This window comes from Kribbella sp. NPDC051718 (genome assembly GCF_040681515.1).
Classification (GTDB): domain Bacteria; phylum Actinomycetota; class Actinomycetes; order Propionibacteriales; family Kribbellaceae; genus Kribbella.
This window is the reverse complement of sequence record NZ_JBFAYZ010000003.1, coordinates 310,509-326,201: the sequence shown is the minus strand read 5'-3', so window position 1 is coordinate 326,201 and position 15,693 is coordinate 310,509. Positions and strand designations below refer to the sequence as shown.

Here is a 15,693-nt window from a genome sequence, read left to right as displayed (position 1 = left end):
CGCGGCGGCCGCTCCCCTTTTACCTGGTCAGACTTCCCACCTGATCGATCAGCAACTCCCGAAACACCGTGTTGTCCCGGAGATCCGCGCCGAAGATCGACTCGACCCCCAGCAATGCGTCGACGACAGAAGCCGGGGTGGCGCCGAGAGCGATGCCGCCGGCCTCGGCGGGAGCGCCCGCAGGGCGGGCGAGCGAGGTGCCGCCTCCGCGTGATCGGTGTCCTGGGGTGATGCCGGCATCGGCCAGGGTTGCTTGAAGTTTGCCTGCTTGCGGGTCGTCGAGCTTCAGGACGTTGCCCTTGGCATCTACTCCCCCGGCGACGTAGACCATCCACGCGGCGACCGCGAGGCCGGCCAGCCGGGGCTCGGCGTTGGCGGCGAGGCGATCGCGGATGGTGCCGAGCAGCCGGACGGGCAGTTTGACCGAACCGTCCATCGCGACCTGCGCCGTACGGTGCTTCAGCGCGGGATTCGCGAAGCGCTCCAACACACTCTGCCCGTACGCCTTGAGATCGAGCCCCTCCGGCGGCGTCAGCGTCGGGATCACATCTTTTGTCATCAGCTCAGTGGCGAGCCCTGCCAACTGCTCGTCGCGCACCGCCTCGGCGATCGTCTCGTACCCGCGCAGCGCACCCAGATACGCGAGCATCGAGTGCGTCGCGTTGAGCATCCGCAGCTTCGCCTGCTCCCAGGGCGCGACATCGCCCGTGAGGATCGCGCCTGCCTTCTCCCACCCCGGCCGCGGCCCCGCGAAGTCGTCCTCGATCACCCACTGCAGGAACGGCTCCGCGACAACCACAGCCTCATCCCGCACTCCGAGCAGCCCCGCAGCCTCTTCCCGATCGGCATCGGTCGTCGCCGGCACAATCCGATCCACCATGCTCGCCGGAAACCGAGCAACCTCCAGCTGCTCCGCCAGCACCTTGGCATCCAGCCGGATGCGACCGGCGCCGCCCGACGCGACGCCCGCGGAGCTGGGTGGCGAGCTGCCCGCCAAGGCGGCGGCGTAGTCCTCCATCAGCCGGCGGAGGAAGGGGCCGTTGGCTACCAAGTTGTCGCAGGACAGCACGGTCAGCGGTCCGGCTCCGGTCTCGGCACGCCGCACCAACCCAGCCGCCAGCTGACCCACCACAGTCCTCGGTGGCCGCCCGGCCAGATCCGCCTGGATCTCCGGGTCCGTCAGATCAAGCCCGCCTTGGACCGCCGCTCGATACCCCTTCTCGGTGACCGTCAACGTCACCGCCGCGACGGCCGGATCCCCGATCCGGGCAACCACCGCCTCCGGATCCTCCGGCGCCGTCAGCACCTCGCGGATGCTCCCGATCACCCGGATCCCAGGATCGCCCGACCCACGCGTCAGTACGGAGTACAGGCCGTCCTGTGGGGCGAGCTGCTCGCGCACGGCCGCCGACCGCTGGCTGATGCCGCTGATCCCCCAACCGGTCTCGCCCGTGAGGATCGCCGCCTCCTCGGTGAAGACCGCCTGGTGCGCCCGATGGAACGCGCCCAGTCCCAGATGGACGATGCCAACCTTGCTCGGCTCCACAATGGGCCGCAGGGCGGCCGGCAGAGTTGTCAGGCTGAGTCGGGCAGTCATGCAGATACCTCCGCTGTTCCGTTGGCTGCGTGCGCCCGGGTCTCCTCGAGGGTGGCGACATGGCCGGTACCACCGAGTCCACTCACCGATAGCGAGGAGGCTGCGACACCGAGCCGAACTGCCTCCTCCAACGCATCGCCGAGCGCGAGCCGCGCAGTCACCGTGCCCGCGAACGAGTCCCCCGCACCGGTCTGGTCGACGACCACTGGCGCCGGGATGACCGGCACCTCCACAATGCGGCCGCCATCATCCAGCAGCACACCATCGGCGCCGCGAGTCAGCGCGACTGCGTCCACCCCGAGCGCTCTGATCGCAGCGCAAGCCGCGACCGGGTCAGTCGCATCGGTGACGAGCTGTGCCTCGTGCGGCCAGCCAGGGGTGACCAGGCGCGTGTACTGCGCGAGCGCCCGCAGGTGATCACCCGCTCCCGCGGCACTCACCAAGCGCGGTCGCCAGTTGGGGTCGTAGACGAAGCATCGTGAGGTGGAGGCCGCAACCCGCACCGCCTTCGCCGACAGCGGGGAGATGGCGCACGCGATCCCGCTCGCCAGCACCGCGCCGGTCTTCGCGACCAGGTCGAGCGGTACGTCACCCGGCCCCAATCCGGAACCGGCGCTCCCCCGGCGTACATAGGTGAACTCCCGCGCCCCCGACGGGTCGGCGTGCTGCAGGTAGAGCCCGTGTTGTCCCGGCACTCGAAGTACCTGCGAGGTATCGATGCCCAGAGCAACCACTCGCTCGAGCAGCCGATCGCCCAGCTCGTCGTCCGGCACCCGGGCGAGCAGCGCCGTATGCGCTCCCGCCGCGGCAGCGGCGGCGGCCGAGTTGAGCGCGTCCCCGGAGAAGTTGAGGGTCAGCGCGGTCCCGGCGTCGAGCGGCTCGGTGGAGCTCAACTCGACCAGGATCTCGCCGATCACCAGTACGTCCGGGATCACCATGCGTGCACCGTTCCATCCTCCAGGCGGTTCACCGGCAAGTAGGCCAGGCGATACGGGTAGCCGGCCGCGGCCTCTTCGTCGAGATCCACGCCGAGCCCCGGCTGCTCACTGGGTTGCAGGTAGCCGGCCGCGAAGCTGTAGCTGTGCGGGAACACCGCGTCGGTCTCCGCCGAGTGCGGCATGTACTCCTGCAGACCGAAGTTCGGAATCGAGATGTCGAGCTGCAGCGCGGCCGCGAGGCAGACCGGTGAGAGATCGGTCGCGCCGTGCGAACCGCTGCGAACGTGATGCAGCGCGGCCAGGTCGAAGATCCGCCGCAGATGCGTGATGCCGCCCGCGTGGACGACGGTCGTCCGGATGAAGTCGATCAACTGCTCCTGAATCAGCTGCTGGCAGTCCCAGATGCTGTTGAACACCTCACCCACGGCGATCGGGGTCGTCGTGTGCTGCCGAATGAGCCGGAACCCCTCCTGCAGCTCCGCCCGCACCGGATCCTCGATCCAGTAGGGCGCGTACGGCTCGAGGCTCTTGCCCAACCGTGCCGCCTCGATCGGAGTGAGCCGATGGTGCACGTCATGCAGCAACCGGAGCGTCGGGCCGAACTCCGCCCGAACCGCGCGGAACACCGACGGCAGATGATCCAGGTACTTCTCGGTCGACCACACGCTCTCGGCGGGCAACTCCAGCGAGGCGTTCGCAGGCTCGTACGTCGCACCGGCCGTGCCGACCCCGTACGTCGAGGCGAGGCCGGGGATGCCGGTCTGGATCCGGACGGCCTTGTAGCCGAGGTCGACGTAGCGGCTGACCTCCTTCAGCAAGTCCTCCGTCGTCTCCGCGCTGGCGTGGCCGTACACCGTGACGCCGTCGCGGCTGCGGCCGCCGAGCAGTTGGTAGACCGGGAGGCCGGCCACCTTGCCCTTGATGTCCCACAACGCGGTGTCGACCGCGGCGATGGCCGACATCGTGATCGGGCCGCGGCGCCAGTACGCACCCTGGTACAGGTACTGCCAGGTGTCCTCGATCCGGGCCGGGTCGCGCCCGATCAGCAGCGGGATCACGTGGTCGTTCAGGTACGACGCGACGGCGAGCTCACGGCCGTTGAGCGTGCCGTCGCCGATCCCGTAGACGCCTTCGTCGGTCTCGATCTTCAGCGTGACGAAGTTGCGTCCTGGACTAGTGACGACGACCCGGGCTGCGGTGATCCTCATTCGGGCTCCTCCTTCACCCGGGCGACCAGCTGGGTCGGGTTGACGAAGCGCAGCGCGACGACGAGCAGCACCAGCATCATCGAGGTGTAGATGATCGCCATCGCGTCCACCGACTGCTGCGCGCGAATCCCGGCCGCGGACATCGAGTAGTAGAGCGCGACGACCAGCGTCTGCGAGTCAGGTCCGGCGGTGAGGAAGGTCAGCTCGAACATCCCGACCGTGCGGACGAGCACGAGAATCGCCGAGGCGAGCAGGCCGGGCACGAGCAGCGGCGTGAGGATCTTCAGGAAGATCGCGCGGGTGCCGGCACCGAGCATCCGGGCCGCGCTCTCGATCCGGGGATCGACCTGCTCGATGAACGGCGTCATCGTGAGGATCACGAACGGCACCGAGGGCACCAGGTTCGCCAGCACGACACCGGACAGGTGCCCGGCGAAGCCGAACTTGTAGAGGACCGTCGCGAGCGGGATGCCGTAGGTGATCGGCGGCATCAGGATCGGCAGCAGGAAGGTCAGGTAGACCAGCCGCTTGCCCGGGAAGTTCTGCCGGGCCAGCACGTAGGCCGCGGGTGCACCGATGAGGACCGAGAGGACGACCACGAGCGCCGAGGCGATCAGCGTGACGGTGATGACGTGGAAGAGACCGAACTCGCGCCAGGCATCGCCGTACCAGTCGGTGGTGAAGCCGCTCGGCATCCAGGTGTCGAACCACCGCCGTCCGAACGAACTGACCAGCACGGACCCGACGACACCGGCCAGATTGACGAAGAAGAAGGCGACGACAGCCCAGATCACCCAGGCGGTAGGAGTCCCTCTGACCACACGGCGCCGCACTGTGCTCATCCCTTGCCTCCGGTCGATCCGGTGTAGAGGCGGGCTCGCCAGACCAGCACGACCGCCACCACGACGAGCTCGACCGCGCCCATGATCATCGCGATCGCGGAGGCGTAGGAGTAGTCGTACTGCTCGTAGGCCGCCTGGTACGCGGCGAGCGAGATCACCCGGGTGGAACCGGCCGGATTGCCGACCAGGACCGCCGACGGGAAGACCGAGAACGCGAGCACGAAGGTCAGCAGGAAAGTCGTGGCCAGGCCCGGAGCGAGCAACGGCAGCGTGATCCGGCGGAAGCGTTGAGACCGGGAGGCGCCCAGCGTCGCAGCCGCACGCTCGAGCGTCGGGTCGATGCCGCTCAGGTAGGACAGCACGAGCAGGAACGCGAACGGGAACCCGGTGATGATGAGGCTGAAGAACACACCCCAGTAGTTGTTCGTCAGCCGCACCGGACCGTCGGTGAGCTGGAGGCCCATCAGCAGCCGGTTGAACCAGCCGGTCGGGCCGAGGAAGTTCAGCAGGCCCTGGGCGGTCAGCACCGTGCCGAGGGTGATCGGCACGACGAGCAGCGTCGTCATCAGCCGCTTGCCCCGGAACCGGCCACGCATCCGGAACGCGATCGGCACCGCGGCCAGCACGTTCAGCAACGCGGCGGGCAACGCGATCTTCAGCGTGGTGGCGATCGTGTCGCGCTGGTAGGCGTCGCTGAAGAACTTGCTGTAGTTGGCCAGCACGCCGCCGCCGTTCATCGGCTGGAACGACAGGCTCAGGCCGTAGAGGAACGGGTAGATGAAGAGCACCAGCACGAAGACCGTTGCCGGCAGCAACAGCCAGAGCTTGCGGTCGACGCCGCGTTCGGCCAGCCGATGCCGCCAGTTCAGCGTCGGCCCGGATCCCGTGGTGCTGCTCGTGGTCGAGCTTGTGCCTGAGCTCATGCCGGTGCTCGTGGTGGTGCTCATACCGCCAGGCCTGCCGTCGCCAGCTCGACCGCCGGGCGGTCGGCCGAGTCTCCGGACGGGTACACCAGGAGCCGTCCGGGCGTGATCGTGATGGCGACGTGCTCGCCCGCCTCGACCTTGCGATCGGTGCGCGCATGCAGGCGGACACCACCCGGTAAGGCGACCTCCACGGCCAGCTCGCGGCCTTGGTACTCGACGACCTCGATCCGGCCCTTCAGCCCGGCGACATCCGCACTGCCCAACCGGACGTCCTCCGGCCGGACCGCCGCGACGACCTCGTCCCCGGCCTTCACCTCACCCTGGGCAACACCGTTCACCGTGGTCTCGCCGAGTGGCACGGTCACGGCATCGCCCTCGACCCGGGTGACCGGCACCGGCAGGAGATTCCGGTAGCCCATGAAGTCGGCGACGTGCCAGGTGGCCGGCTTGGTGTGGACCTCCTCCGGCGTACCGATCTGCTGCACCCGGCCGAGTCGCATCACGACCAGGCGGTCGGCCATGCTGAGCGCCTCTTCCTGGTCGTGCGTGACATAGACAGTCGTCAGGCCCAGCGACTGGTGCAGCCGGCGGATCTCGGTGCGCATCTCCAGCCGGAGCTTGGCATCGAGGTTGCTGAGCGGCTCGTCCATCAGCACCAGCGACGGCTCGAGCACCGTCGCGCGCGCGATCGCCACCCGCTGCTGCTGACCACCGGACAGCTGGCCGGGCAGCTTGCTCGCGTGCTCGGCCAGCCGGACCATCTCGATCGCCGCCTCGGTCCGGCGGCGGACCTCGTCCTTCGGCAGCCGGCGCATCCGCAGGCCGAAGGCGATGTTGTCGCGGACCGTCAGGTGCGGGAAGAGCGCGTAGTTCTGGAAGACCATGCCGAAGCCGCGCTTCTCCGGCGGCAGCGTGTCGATCCGCTGGTCGTCCTGCCAGATGCTGCCGGCGGTCAACGGCAGCAGGCCGGCCAGGCAGTTCAACGCGGTCGACTTGCCGCACCCGGACGGCCCGAGCAGGGCGATGAACTCGCCCCGCTCGATGGTCAGGTCCAGGTCGGCGAGCGCGTCCGCGGTACCGAATCTGCGGCCGACGCCGTCGAGCCTGAGCCGGTCGAATCCGGTCACGAGCTCTTCACCTTGCTGCCACCGACTTCGCGGTCCCATTTGTCGAAGGCGGCGACCAGGCTCTTCGCGTCCAGCGGCACCTCGGTCGGGTTGTCCGCGATCAGCTTGTCGTACTCCGCGCGGCCGTAGTCCCTGATCGCGTCCTGGCTCTCCTGCGGAGCCTGCGAAAGCTCGACGCCCTTGATCGCGGGGCCCGGGTAGAAGTAGCCCTTGTCGTACGCCTTGGCCTGCTGCTCCGGGGTGAGAATGAACTGCAGCAGCTGCAGGATCGCGGCCTGCTTGTCGGTCGAGACACCCTTCGGCACGACGGCGTAGTGCGCGTCCGTGACCCAGTGGAAGCCCTTGAGCGTGGTGATCGCGGCTTCCTTCGGCACCGTCCCGAGCACCCGCGGGTTGATGTCCCAGCCGGTGGTGCTGACGATGATGTTCGACGAGCCGTTGGCCAGCGCCTTCATCGTGTCGGCGGTGCCCGACGGGTAGTAGTCGACGTACTGGTTGAGCTCCTTGAGGTAGGCCCAGGTCTTGTCCCAGCCGTTGACCGGATCCTTCGGGTCCTTGTCACCCAGGATGTAGGGCAGCCCCATCAGGAAGGTGCGGCCCGGTCCGGAGTTCGCGGGCCGCGCGTACATCACTTTGCCCTTGTTGGCCTTGGCATAGGCGAGCAGCTCGTCCGCGTTCGCCGGCGGCTTCGCCACCTTGGCCGGCAGGTACTCGAGCAGCGGGCCGGACGGGTAGTAGGTGACGGTGACGCCGCTGTTGCCCGCCAGCTCCTGCATCTTCTGCGCGGGTGGCAGGTAGTCCTTCATCCCAGGCAGGCGATCCGCGTACTTCGGGAGCAGGTCGTTCCACAGGCCTTGCTGGGTGCCGGCCGACAGGCCGTCGGTGCCGGTCAGGACCAGGTCGATGTCGACCCGGTTCGCGTTCTGCTGGGCCTTGATCTTGCCGGACAGCTCGGGGGCGGGCGCCTTGGAGTAGGTGACCTTCGAGATCACGTCGGAGTGCTGTTTGACGAACTCGTCGATCATGCCCTGGGTGAGTTGCAGATCGCCGGCCACGTCGAGGATGTTGAGGCTGACTGCCTTGGCGGGTTTGTCCGGCACGTCGCCGGTGGTGTCGGCGGCAGGCTTGCCGGCGGTCGGGGCTCCACAGGCTGCCAGCAGGGCGAGGGCGCTGGCGGCGGCGATTGTCCGGTAGGGGCGCATCGGAATCTCCTCTGGATCAGGGTCGTGCGGGGTCGGAGGTCCGGTCGGCCGCGAGGCCGGTGGAGTCCCGCACCATCAGCTCGCCGTGCAACGTGCCACGGGTGCCGATGATGGTGTCCGGATCGGGGTCGTCGATCATCGCCAGCAGCAGCTCGACGGCGATCTCACCCGCCCGCTGTTTGGGCAGCCGCACCGTGGTCAGCGCCGGCCGGGACATCCTGGACATGGCGATGTCGTCGATGCCGACCACGCTCAGGTCGTCGGGCACCGTGATCCCCCGTGCATGCAACCGGGCCAGCAGCCCGATCGCGACCAGGTCGTTGTAGGCCACGACCGCGGTCGCACCACTGGCGACCGCCTGGTCGGCCGCGGCCATACCTCCCTCGTAGGTCGGGGCGAAGTGGCCGACGTCGACCAGCTGCACCCCGTGGTCGTGCGCCGCGGCGAACAGACCGATGCTGCGGTGGGCGCTGGACCAGGACGTCTTCGGTCCGCCGACCCAGGCGATCCTGCGGTGCCCGAGCGCGACCAGATGCGCGACCGCCTGCCGCATCCCGCCCTCGTTGTCGAAGGTGACGGCCGGGACGCCTTCGACCAGCCGGTTGACCAGCACGACGTTCGTATCGGCCGCGATTTCGGCGAGCTCTTCCTCGTCGGCTCGTGGCGAGCACAGGATCAGCCCGTCGACCTGCTTGGCCAGTGCCTGCACCAGGCCGACCTCGGCCGCCGCGTCCTCGTCGGTGTCGGCCAGGAAGACCGCCACGTCGTGCATCCGGGCGCGAGCCTGGACGCCCTTCACCACGCTCGGGAAGAACGGGTTGGCCAGGTCGGGGACGACCAGGCCGATATTGCCGGTCCGGCCGGTGATCAGGCCTCGGGCGGCCTTGTTGGGCGCGTAGCCCAACTGCTCGGCCGCGGCCTGCACCCGGGCCCGGGTGGTCGCGTTCACCACACCGGGCATGGAAAGCGCGCGGGAGACCGTCGAGGCGGACACACCCGCAAGCCGGGCGACGTCGCGAATGGTCGCTGCCATCTCCCACCTCCGGGTTGTCGGGCCTGGTCGTGGAGCGAGTCTGCAACCGTTTGCAATCCTGTGTCAAGACGTCATCGGCGAGCTGTGGACGACTCGCCGGATTTCCTTAATTTGCTGGACTTGTGTGACGCTGACGGGGCTGCAATCCTTTTCAGCAGCCGTTGCAGCCCGACCCCACGGAGGACCCATGCCGAAGGCTCTGCAGCCTCATCCGGACCGCGCTCTGCCGGCCGGCGAGGCGCGTGACATGGCGCGCCGGATCCACGCGTCCACGAAGGACCTGCCACTGCTCTGCTTCCACGGGCACGTCGACGCCGGCCTCTTCGCGACCGACGAGGCGTTCGGCAATCCGGCCGATCTGCTGGTGGTGCCGGATCACTACGTCACCCGGATGCTGGTCTCCCAAGGCGTCTCCCCCGACCGGCTCGGACTGCCGCGCCGCGACGGCGTGAAGACCGCGGAGCCACGCGACATCTGGCGTGAGTTCTGCGCGCACTGGCACCTGTTCCTCGGCACTCCGAGCCGGTACTGGCTGGAACACGAGTTCGCCGAGGTGCTCGGATTGAAGGTCGCACCGTCGGCCGAGACCGCCGATGAGCTGTACGACGAGATCTCGGCCCGGCTGGCCGAGCCGGAGTTCCGGCCGCGAGCCTTGCTCGATCGCTTCAGGATCGAGGTCATCGCCACCACCGACGCGGCGACCGACGATCTGGCCCACCACGCCGAGCTCGCCGCCGAGCTCCCAGGTCGGGTGATCCCCACCTTCCGCCCAGACGCAGTCGTCCACCTCGACCGTCCCGGCTGGAGTGAGCTCGTGCGCGACCTCGGCGTACGGTCCGGGATCGACACTGCGTCATATGCCGGATATCTGGACGCACTGCGGCAACGGCGACAGGCGTTCCTCGCGGCTGGAGCGCTGGCGACGGACCACGGCCACTTGAGTGCGGCTGCGACACCACTCGACGAAACAGTGGCCGCACGGATCTACGAGTCGGCGTTGCGGGGTGAGGTTGCGGCGGAGGATGCGGCCGCGTTCGCCGGGCACATGTTGTTCCAGATGGCGGCGATGTCGGCTGACGACGGGCTGGTGATGCAACTCCACCCCGGCGTACTGCGCGATCATCACTCGGGGATCCATCAGACGCACGGGCCGGACCAAGGGCATGACATCCCGGTGGCCACCGAGTTCACCAGGTCGCTGCGGCCGCTGCTGGAGCGGTTCGGGCATGCCGAAGGGTTCCGGCTGGTGCTGTTCACCGTCGACGAGACGGCCTACTCGCGGGAGCTCGCGCCGATCGCCGGTGTCTACCCATCGGTGCGGCTGGGAGCACCTTGGTGGTTCCTCGACAGCCCCGACGGCATGCGGCGCTTCCGTGAACTGGTGACCGAGACGGCCGGCTTCTACAACACCTCCGGCTTCGTCGACGACACCCGCGCCTTCCTCTCCATCCCCGCCCGCCACGACCTGGCTCGCCGGATCGACGCCGGCTACCTGGCCGACCTCGTCGTCCAGCACCGCCTGGAGGAAGACGACGCCTTCCAGCTGGCCCAAGACCTCGCCTACAACCTCGCCCGGACCACCTACCTGCGCTGACTCGCCGGACGATCTGCAATCGATGGTTGCATATCTCGCCCCGGCTGATTACTCTCGTGCAACCGATTGTTGCAGAAGAGGAGATCAGCATGTCCGACTATTCGACGTCCTTCACCGTTGAGCAATCCGCGGAGGAGGTCTACGCCGCCGTCCTGAACGTCAGCGCCTGGTGGACCGGTGAGATCGAGGGGCGGGCGGACGAGGTCGGCGGCGAGTTCGCCTACCGGCACCTTCCCCAGCACTACAGCCTGCAGCGCGTGAGCGAGCTCGAGCCAGGTCGGCGGGTGGTGTGGCAGGTCGTAGACAGCAGGCTGGCGTTCGTCTCGGAGCCAAGCGAGTGGACCGGAAGCCAGATCGTGTTCGACATCGCTGCAGCCGGCAGCGATCCCGAGCACGTGGGCGATGCGGGGAGCGATGCCGAGCACGTGCGCGCCGCGGGTACGGAGCTGCGGTTCACCCACGTCGGGCTGGTCCCCGACGTCGAGTGCTTCGGCGCGTGCTCGACGGCATGGCGGCACTACGTCAACGGGAGTCTGCGCAGCTTGATCACCACGGGTGAGGGACTGCCCGATCCGTGGTGAACCTATAGTTGGGCAACTTCTGGGGTCGGCTGTGTGGGGGAATTGATGGGACGCGGGTTCACGTCGGCGAGCGGTGTCGTGCTGGCCGTCTTTTTGTTAGCCGGCTGTACGGACGACAAGGCGGCGTCACCCGACCCGGCTGAGCCGACGGTCGCGCTGCCGACGGGGGCCCCGGCGGCTGCGAGCATCAAGCTCGGGCCGACTGGGCCGGCAACCGCCACCAAGTGCGTCGGAGTGGCGATTCCGGCAACCACAGATCCGCAGCAGGTGATCGATGCGAATCCGGACGCCAAGACGTTCTGCTTCGGCAAGGGGCTGCATCGGATCACACGGACGATTCGGCCTGCGGACGGATCGACGTTGGCCAGCAGCGAAGGCGCGGTACTGACCGGGTCGGTGCAGCTGAGCCAATGGCAGCCCGAGGGCGGACGTTGGGTGGCGCGGAACGTGTTGCCCGCCCAGTACAAGTTGAAGGGGAAGTGCGAGGACGAGAAGACCAACCCGTGCCAGCTCGGCGAGCAGGTCTTCGTCGGTCGCGTGCATCTGACGCGGGTGATGAGTCTCGACGAGCTCAAAACCGGCACCTTCTACGGCGACTACCAGGCCAATGTGCTTTACCTGGCTGACGATCCGGCCGGGAAAGACGTGGAGATGTCGCGGACTCGGACGGCGATCGAGGCGTCCGCTCAGGACGTGACGGTTCGCGGGCTGACGATCGAGCACTTCGCGAGTCTGCCGCAAGGTGGTGCTCTGGAGGTTGGTACCGGCTGGAAGGTGCTCGCCAACGAGGTGCGCTGGAACCATGCGGTCGGGGTGATGGTGATCGAGGGCGACCGGGCGACGGTCAGCGGCAACACCGTGGCCGACAACGGGCAGCTGGGGATCGGGCAGTACCACTCGGCCGACGTGACGCTGACCGGGAACCTGGTCACCCGCAACAACACCGACGGCTTCTGGATCGCCGACTGGGAGTCCGGTGGGATCAAGTCGACGCGGTCGTCCGGTGAGGTGTCGGGCAATGACATCGTGGCGAACCGCGGGATCGGGATGTGGAGCGACATCGCGGAGTACGACCGGAAGATCGTCGGGAACCGGATCCGGGACAACGCTGCCGATGGGATCCGGTACGAGATCAGTTATCAGGCGGAGATCTCGGGGAATGTTGTCGAAGGCAACGGGTTCGGGACCGGGCGGGGATCCGGGCCGAGCCTGTGGGACGGCGGTGGGATCAACGTGAACACGTCCGCCGGGGTGACAGTGGTGGGCAATCTGATCAAGGACAACCGCAACGGGATCGCGATCCAGTCGCGGACGCGGGGTGACGGTCCGCGCGGGCAGTACGTGCTGAAGGACGTGCTGATCGAGGCGAACCAGGTCGTCATGGACGAGCAGACGGCCAGCACCGGCGTCGTCGAGAACAAGGAGTCACCGGCCGCGGACGGGGCGATCAGGTTCAGCCGGAACACCTACCGGATCGGCGATCGGCAGTCCGAGCGGTTCGCCTACCGCGGTGCGACGATGACCTGGGAGCAATGGCAGTCCGCCGGCTTCGACAAGGACAGCACCTCCAGCTGACGACTCGACGCTCAGACCCAGCGCGGTTTGGGAGGTTTGGGTGGGGGTGGATGGGCTTTGGCTCTCATTCGGTCGGCGTCGCAGACTGCGGCTGCCACCAGCAGGTGGAGGGTCATGGAGCTCAGGTCGGAGAGGCCGCTCTCGTTGAGGGATGCCACCGAGACGTAGCCGAGCAGTAGGGCGCCGCTGGCCTTGACGTAGGGCGTGGGGGCTCGGAGGACCGAGATCCAGGCGATGATGAAGGCGATTCCGACGATGGTGACCGCCAGCAGGCCGGTCTCCCAGTAGAGGCTCAGCCAGCTGTTGTCGATCGCCATCACGTCGATGTCGCCCTCACCGCGGCGCAGCAGGACGCGCTTGTTGCCGAGGCCGTGGCCGATGATGGCGGTCTGCAGCGAGACCTCTTCGTCGATCACGTAGTGCCAGCTCGTGGTCCGGCCGCTCAACGAGCTGATCTGCTTGGTCCCCTGCCCGCGCAGCAACCAGTTGTGCAGGGTCGGGATCACCAGGAACGCCAGCCCCATCAGGGCCGGTACGGAGATCGAGGCGATCCGCGCGAACCAGCTCTTCCGGGTCAGGAACAGTGCCAGCACCAGACCGACGGCAATCGCCGCGGCGGCTGTCCGGGTCCGGCTGGCAGCGACCAGTACGAGGCCGAGGCCGATCATGACGCTGGCCGGCACGAACGCCAGCTTGCGCGCGAAGAACGCGACGATCGCCAGCCCCAGCAGGAGCGCGCCGACCTCCCCGACCCGCGGCGGCAGCATCGGGATCAGCACGCCCTGCAGCCGGTACCCGCTACCGAAAGACGTCAACGGCCGCCACGCCACCGTCGGTCGCCAGATCACACTGAGCACAACCGTGAGCGCCAGCAGCAGATGCGCGACCAGATGCGCACGGATCAACCGCTCCGGCACCCGGATCAGCGGCCGCCACAGCATCAGCAGCAGAACCAGACCGATCAGCAGCCGCGCCAGCCGCAGCAGCGGCCCGCCCGGATCGGCCAGCAGGAACGCGGTCGCCGTTGCGAAGAGCGCATAGACGACGTACATCGTCGTCGCCGGGCTCGAGCGAGTCCGGAATCCCGGCTTCGTCGCGGCCAGGCAGGTCAGGAAGATCGCCCCGAGCAGCACGCCCTTCATCAGGCTGTTGGTCGACCCGGTCGACCCTTGCGGCGCCGCAGCACGAGAGGACCACGGCTGCACGCCGAGCACCAGCAGGCACCACATGGCGATCCAGAGCCAGCTCGCCTTGGTGCTGTCCGACTCTTCGATCGTCCCCGGCACGGGCGGTGCCGTCAGCGTCATCCCAGCCCCATCAGCGCAGCGGCAGAGCGGAGGTCTCGGCCGGGGTGAAGTTCGCCGGGATCCCCAGCGTCTCGTCGTGCTTCGAAGCGCCGATCAGTACGACGCCCAGCACCGACGCCCCCGCGAACTTCAGGGCCGCGGTGAGCCGGGTCAGTTCGGTCTCCTTGTCCTGACCGACCTGGACCACCACGACCGACGCGTCGACGGCGGCGGCCAGCGGGGTGATCCCGTGCCGGCCGACCGAGGCCTGCCCGTGGACGACGACCGAGTACCCCGGGGGCAGGTCCGCCACGATGCCTGGCACCAGCGACGGCGCGACGGCGAGCGCTGTCGCGTCGTGACTCAGCCCCGGCGGCAGGACGTAGAGGTCGGCCACCGTGCCAGGCCGGAACATCTTGCGGGCCCGTACTGCGCGAGTCGGTGCCGGCTCCGTGACGAGATCGCTCAAGCCCTCGTGGTCGGTCACGTGCGAGAGCACCGGAGCACTGCGCAGATCGGCGAGCACCAGCAACGTCTCGCGACCGTCGCGCGCACTCGCCTCGGCCATCGCCAGCGCGATCCCGGCCGTGTTGCTGTTCGGCGAGGCGGACACGACCAGCAGAGCACCGGCGCCACTCGCCCCGATGCCCTTGGGGTTCAGCTCACGCCGGGCCAGCGCGCCACTCGCCTCGGTCCCGAGCGCCATCGTCTCCGCGGGTGGCAACTGCGGCGTCGCCCGGAGCCAGAACCGGAAACGGAAACCGAGCCGGTACTTCCGGAAGCCGATCGCCGTGGTGATGACCGGCGCACCGGCGGCGCGGGCCGCCTGGTCGCGGGTCAGGATGAAGGGGCTGAGGTGCGTGCTGAGCAGCGCCAGACCGAACCCGAGCACCAGGCCGAGGATCGCGCCGACGGTGATGTCGCGCGCTACCAGGGGTGACGACGACGCGGTGTCCACCGTGGCCGGCGTGACGAGCGTGCTGCTCGCGCCGACGCCGGTCAGCGCCTTGTTCATCGCGGCCGCTTCGTCGGCTGCCTGCCTGGCTTCGGTGGCCAGACCGACGCGTTGGTCACGCAGCGAACTCGCGCCCGACGTGTCGCCACGCCCCTGCGCCTCGTTGATCTGGGTGACGAGGGCCTTCGACTGGGCGTTCGCGGTCTTCGCCCGGTCGGTGGCCTGGCTGGCCAGCGTGACCAGCAGGTTCTTGGCCTCGCGGCTACGCTGCGCGAGGTAGATCTGCGCGATCGCGTTGGCGCGGCGTACCGCCTCTTCGGCGGTCGGGCCGTCGATGGTGATCAGGTAGGCGTTGTCGGTGACCGCCTTCACCCGGGTCACGCTGGCCAGCGACTGGATCGAGTCGTCCGTGGTCGGCATCTGCAGGAACTTGGCGACCTCGCGCAGGATCGCCGGGCTGGCCATCACCCGGGCCTGGGTCTCGGCCGGCAGGTCGAGCCCGAGCGGGCCGGTCTTGTCCGTGCCGGTGGGCAGATTGCCGACCAGTGCGGGCGGGACGGCCGGGCCGATCACGACCTGGCTGGAGGCGGTCCAGCGCACGGTCTGCGACAGCGAGAAGAAGGCGGCGCCGCCGATTCCCAGCAGAACACATCCGATGATCAGCCACTTGTGCCTCAGCAGTGACTGCGCGGTGTCCCGCCAGACGACAGTGCCCGGTTCCATTCCGGTCCCCCAACTTCCCAAACCTTGGTCACGCGAGGTGACCGGCTCCTTGCCGGGGCCAGGATATAGGCATCGGCACACTGGAGCGGCAATCGTCCGTAACGTT

13 protein-coding genes are annotated in these 15,693 nt (G+C 68.4%); 3 read left to right on the top strand and 10 right to left on the bottom strand.

Going from position 1 to position 15,693, the window contains the following annotated elements; translation table 11 throughout:
• Positions 1 to 19: 19 nt before the first annotated feature.
• From AB0M15_RS13135 to AB0M15_RS13100, 8 genes are read right to left on the bottom strand one after another with little or no spacing between them, the layout of a single operon-like run.
• The gene (locus AB0M15_RS13135) at positions 20 to 1,597 is read right to left on the bottom strand and encodes a mannitol dehydrogenase family protein (RefSeq protein WP_363817146.1); all 1,578 of its coding nucleotides are present in this window, start codon (positions 1,595 to 1,597) and stop codon (positions 20 to 22) included.
• Positions 1,594 to 2,535, bottom strand: a complete 942-nt coding sequence (locus AB0M15_RS13130) for a sugar kinase (protein WP_363817144.1) — start codon at positions 2,533 to 2,535, stop codon at positions 1,594 to 1,596. The genes AB0M15_RS13135 and AB0M15_RS13130 overlap by 4 nt, the downstream gene beginning before the upstream one ends.
• A complete protein-coding gene (manD, locus tag AB0M15_RS13125; RefSeq protein ID WP_363817142.1) occupies positions 2,529 to 3,743 on the bottom strand; it encodes a D-mannonate dehydratase ManD in 1,215 nt (404 codons plus the stop codon). Before manD ends, AB0M15_RS13130 begins: the two co-directional genes overlap by 7 nt.
• Positions 3,740 to 4,585, bottom strand: coding sequence for an ABC transporter permease subunit (locus AB0M15_RS13120; protein ID WP_363817140.1), 846 nt, complete (start codon positions 4,583 to 4,585; stop codon positions 3,740 to 3,742). The genes manD and AB0M15_RS13120 overlap by 4 nt, the downstream gene beginning before the upstream one ends.
• The gene (locus AB0M15_RS13115) at positions 4,582 to 5,532 is read right to left on the bottom strand and encodes a sugar ABC transporter permease (protein WP_363817138.1); all 951 of its coding nucleotides are present in this window, start codon (positions 5,530 to 5,532) and stop codon (positions 4,582 to 4,584) included. The genes AB0M15_RS13120 and AB0M15_RS13115 overlap by 4 nt, the downstream gene beginning before the upstream one ends.
• Positions 5,529 to 6,638 carry an ABC transporter ATP-binding protein gene (locus tag AB0M15_RS13110; protein ID WP_363817136.1) on the bottom strand — a complete coding sequence of 370 codons (1,110 nt, stop codon included), beginning with the start codon at positions 6,636 to 6,638 and terminating at the stop codon, positions 5,529 to 5,531. The genes AB0M15_RS13115 and AB0M15_RS13110 overlap by 4 nt, the downstream gene beginning before the upstream one ends.
• On the bottom strand, positions 6,635 to 7,840 hold the full coding sequence (locus AB0M15_RS13105; protein WP_363817134.1) for an extracellular solute-binding protein: 1,206 nt from the start codon (positions 7,838 to 7,840) through the stop codon (positions 6,635 to 6,637). The genes AB0M15_RS13110 and AB0M15_RS13105 overlap by 4 nt, the downstream gene beginning before the upstream one ends.
• Positions 7,841 to 7,856: 16 nt before the next feature.
• Positions 7,857 to 8,873: a LacI family DNA-binding transcriptional regulator gene (locus tag AB0M15_RS13100; RefSeq protein WP_363817132.1), complete on the bottom strand. Its 1,017-nt coding sequence runs from the start codon at positions 8,871 to 8,873 to the stop codon at positions 7,857 to 7,859.
• 187 nt (positions 8,874 to 9,060) lie between these two features.
• On the opposite strand from AB0M15_RS13100, the gene uxaC reads away from it, so the two are divergent.
• The 3 genes from uxaC to AB0M15_RS13085 all read left to right on the top strand — a co-directional run bounded on the left by uxaC (position 9,061) and on the right by AB0M15_RS13085 (position 12,623).
• Positions 9,061 to 10,467, top strand: a complete 1,407-nt coding sequence (uxaC, locus tag AB0M15_RS13095; RefSeq protein ID WP_363817130.1) for a glucuronate isomerase — start codon at positions 9,061 to 9,063, stop codon at positions 10,465 to 10,467.
• Between the two features lie 89 nt (positions 10,468 to 10,556).
• Positions 10,557 to 11,048 (top strand): SRPBCC domain-containing protein, encoded by a 492-nt coding sequence (locus AB0M15_RS13090; RefSeq protein WP_363817128.1) that lies wholly within the window; start codon positions 10,557 to 10,559, stop codon positions 11,046 to 11,048.
• A gap of 45 nt (positions 11,049 to 11,093) precedes the next feature.
• A complete protein-coding gene (locus AB0M15_RS13085) occupies positions 11,094 to 12,623 on the top strand; it encodes a right-handed parallel beta-helix repeat-containing protein (protein WP_363817126.1) in 1,530 nt (509 codons plus the stop codon).
• Between the two features lie 11 nt (positions 12,624 to 12,634).
• On the opposite strand, the gene AB0M15_RS13080 is transcribed toward AB0M15_RS13085, so the two are convergent.
• Positions 12,635 to 13,930: an O-antigen ligase family protein gene (locus tag AB0M15_RS13080; protein ID WP_363817124.1), complete on the bottom strand. Its 1,296-nt coding sequence runs from the start codon at positions 13,928 to 13,930 to the stop codon at positions 12,635 to 12,637.
• 10 nt (positions 13,931 to 13,940) lie between these two features.
• Positions 13,941 to 15,587, bottom strand: a complete 1,647-nt coding sequence (locus tag AB0M15_RS13075; protein ID WP_363817122.1) for a Wzz/FepE/Etk N-terminal domain-containing protein — start codon at positions 15,585 to 15,587, stop codon at positions 13,941 to 13,943.
• Positions 15,588 to 15,693: the final 106 nt, after the last annotated feature.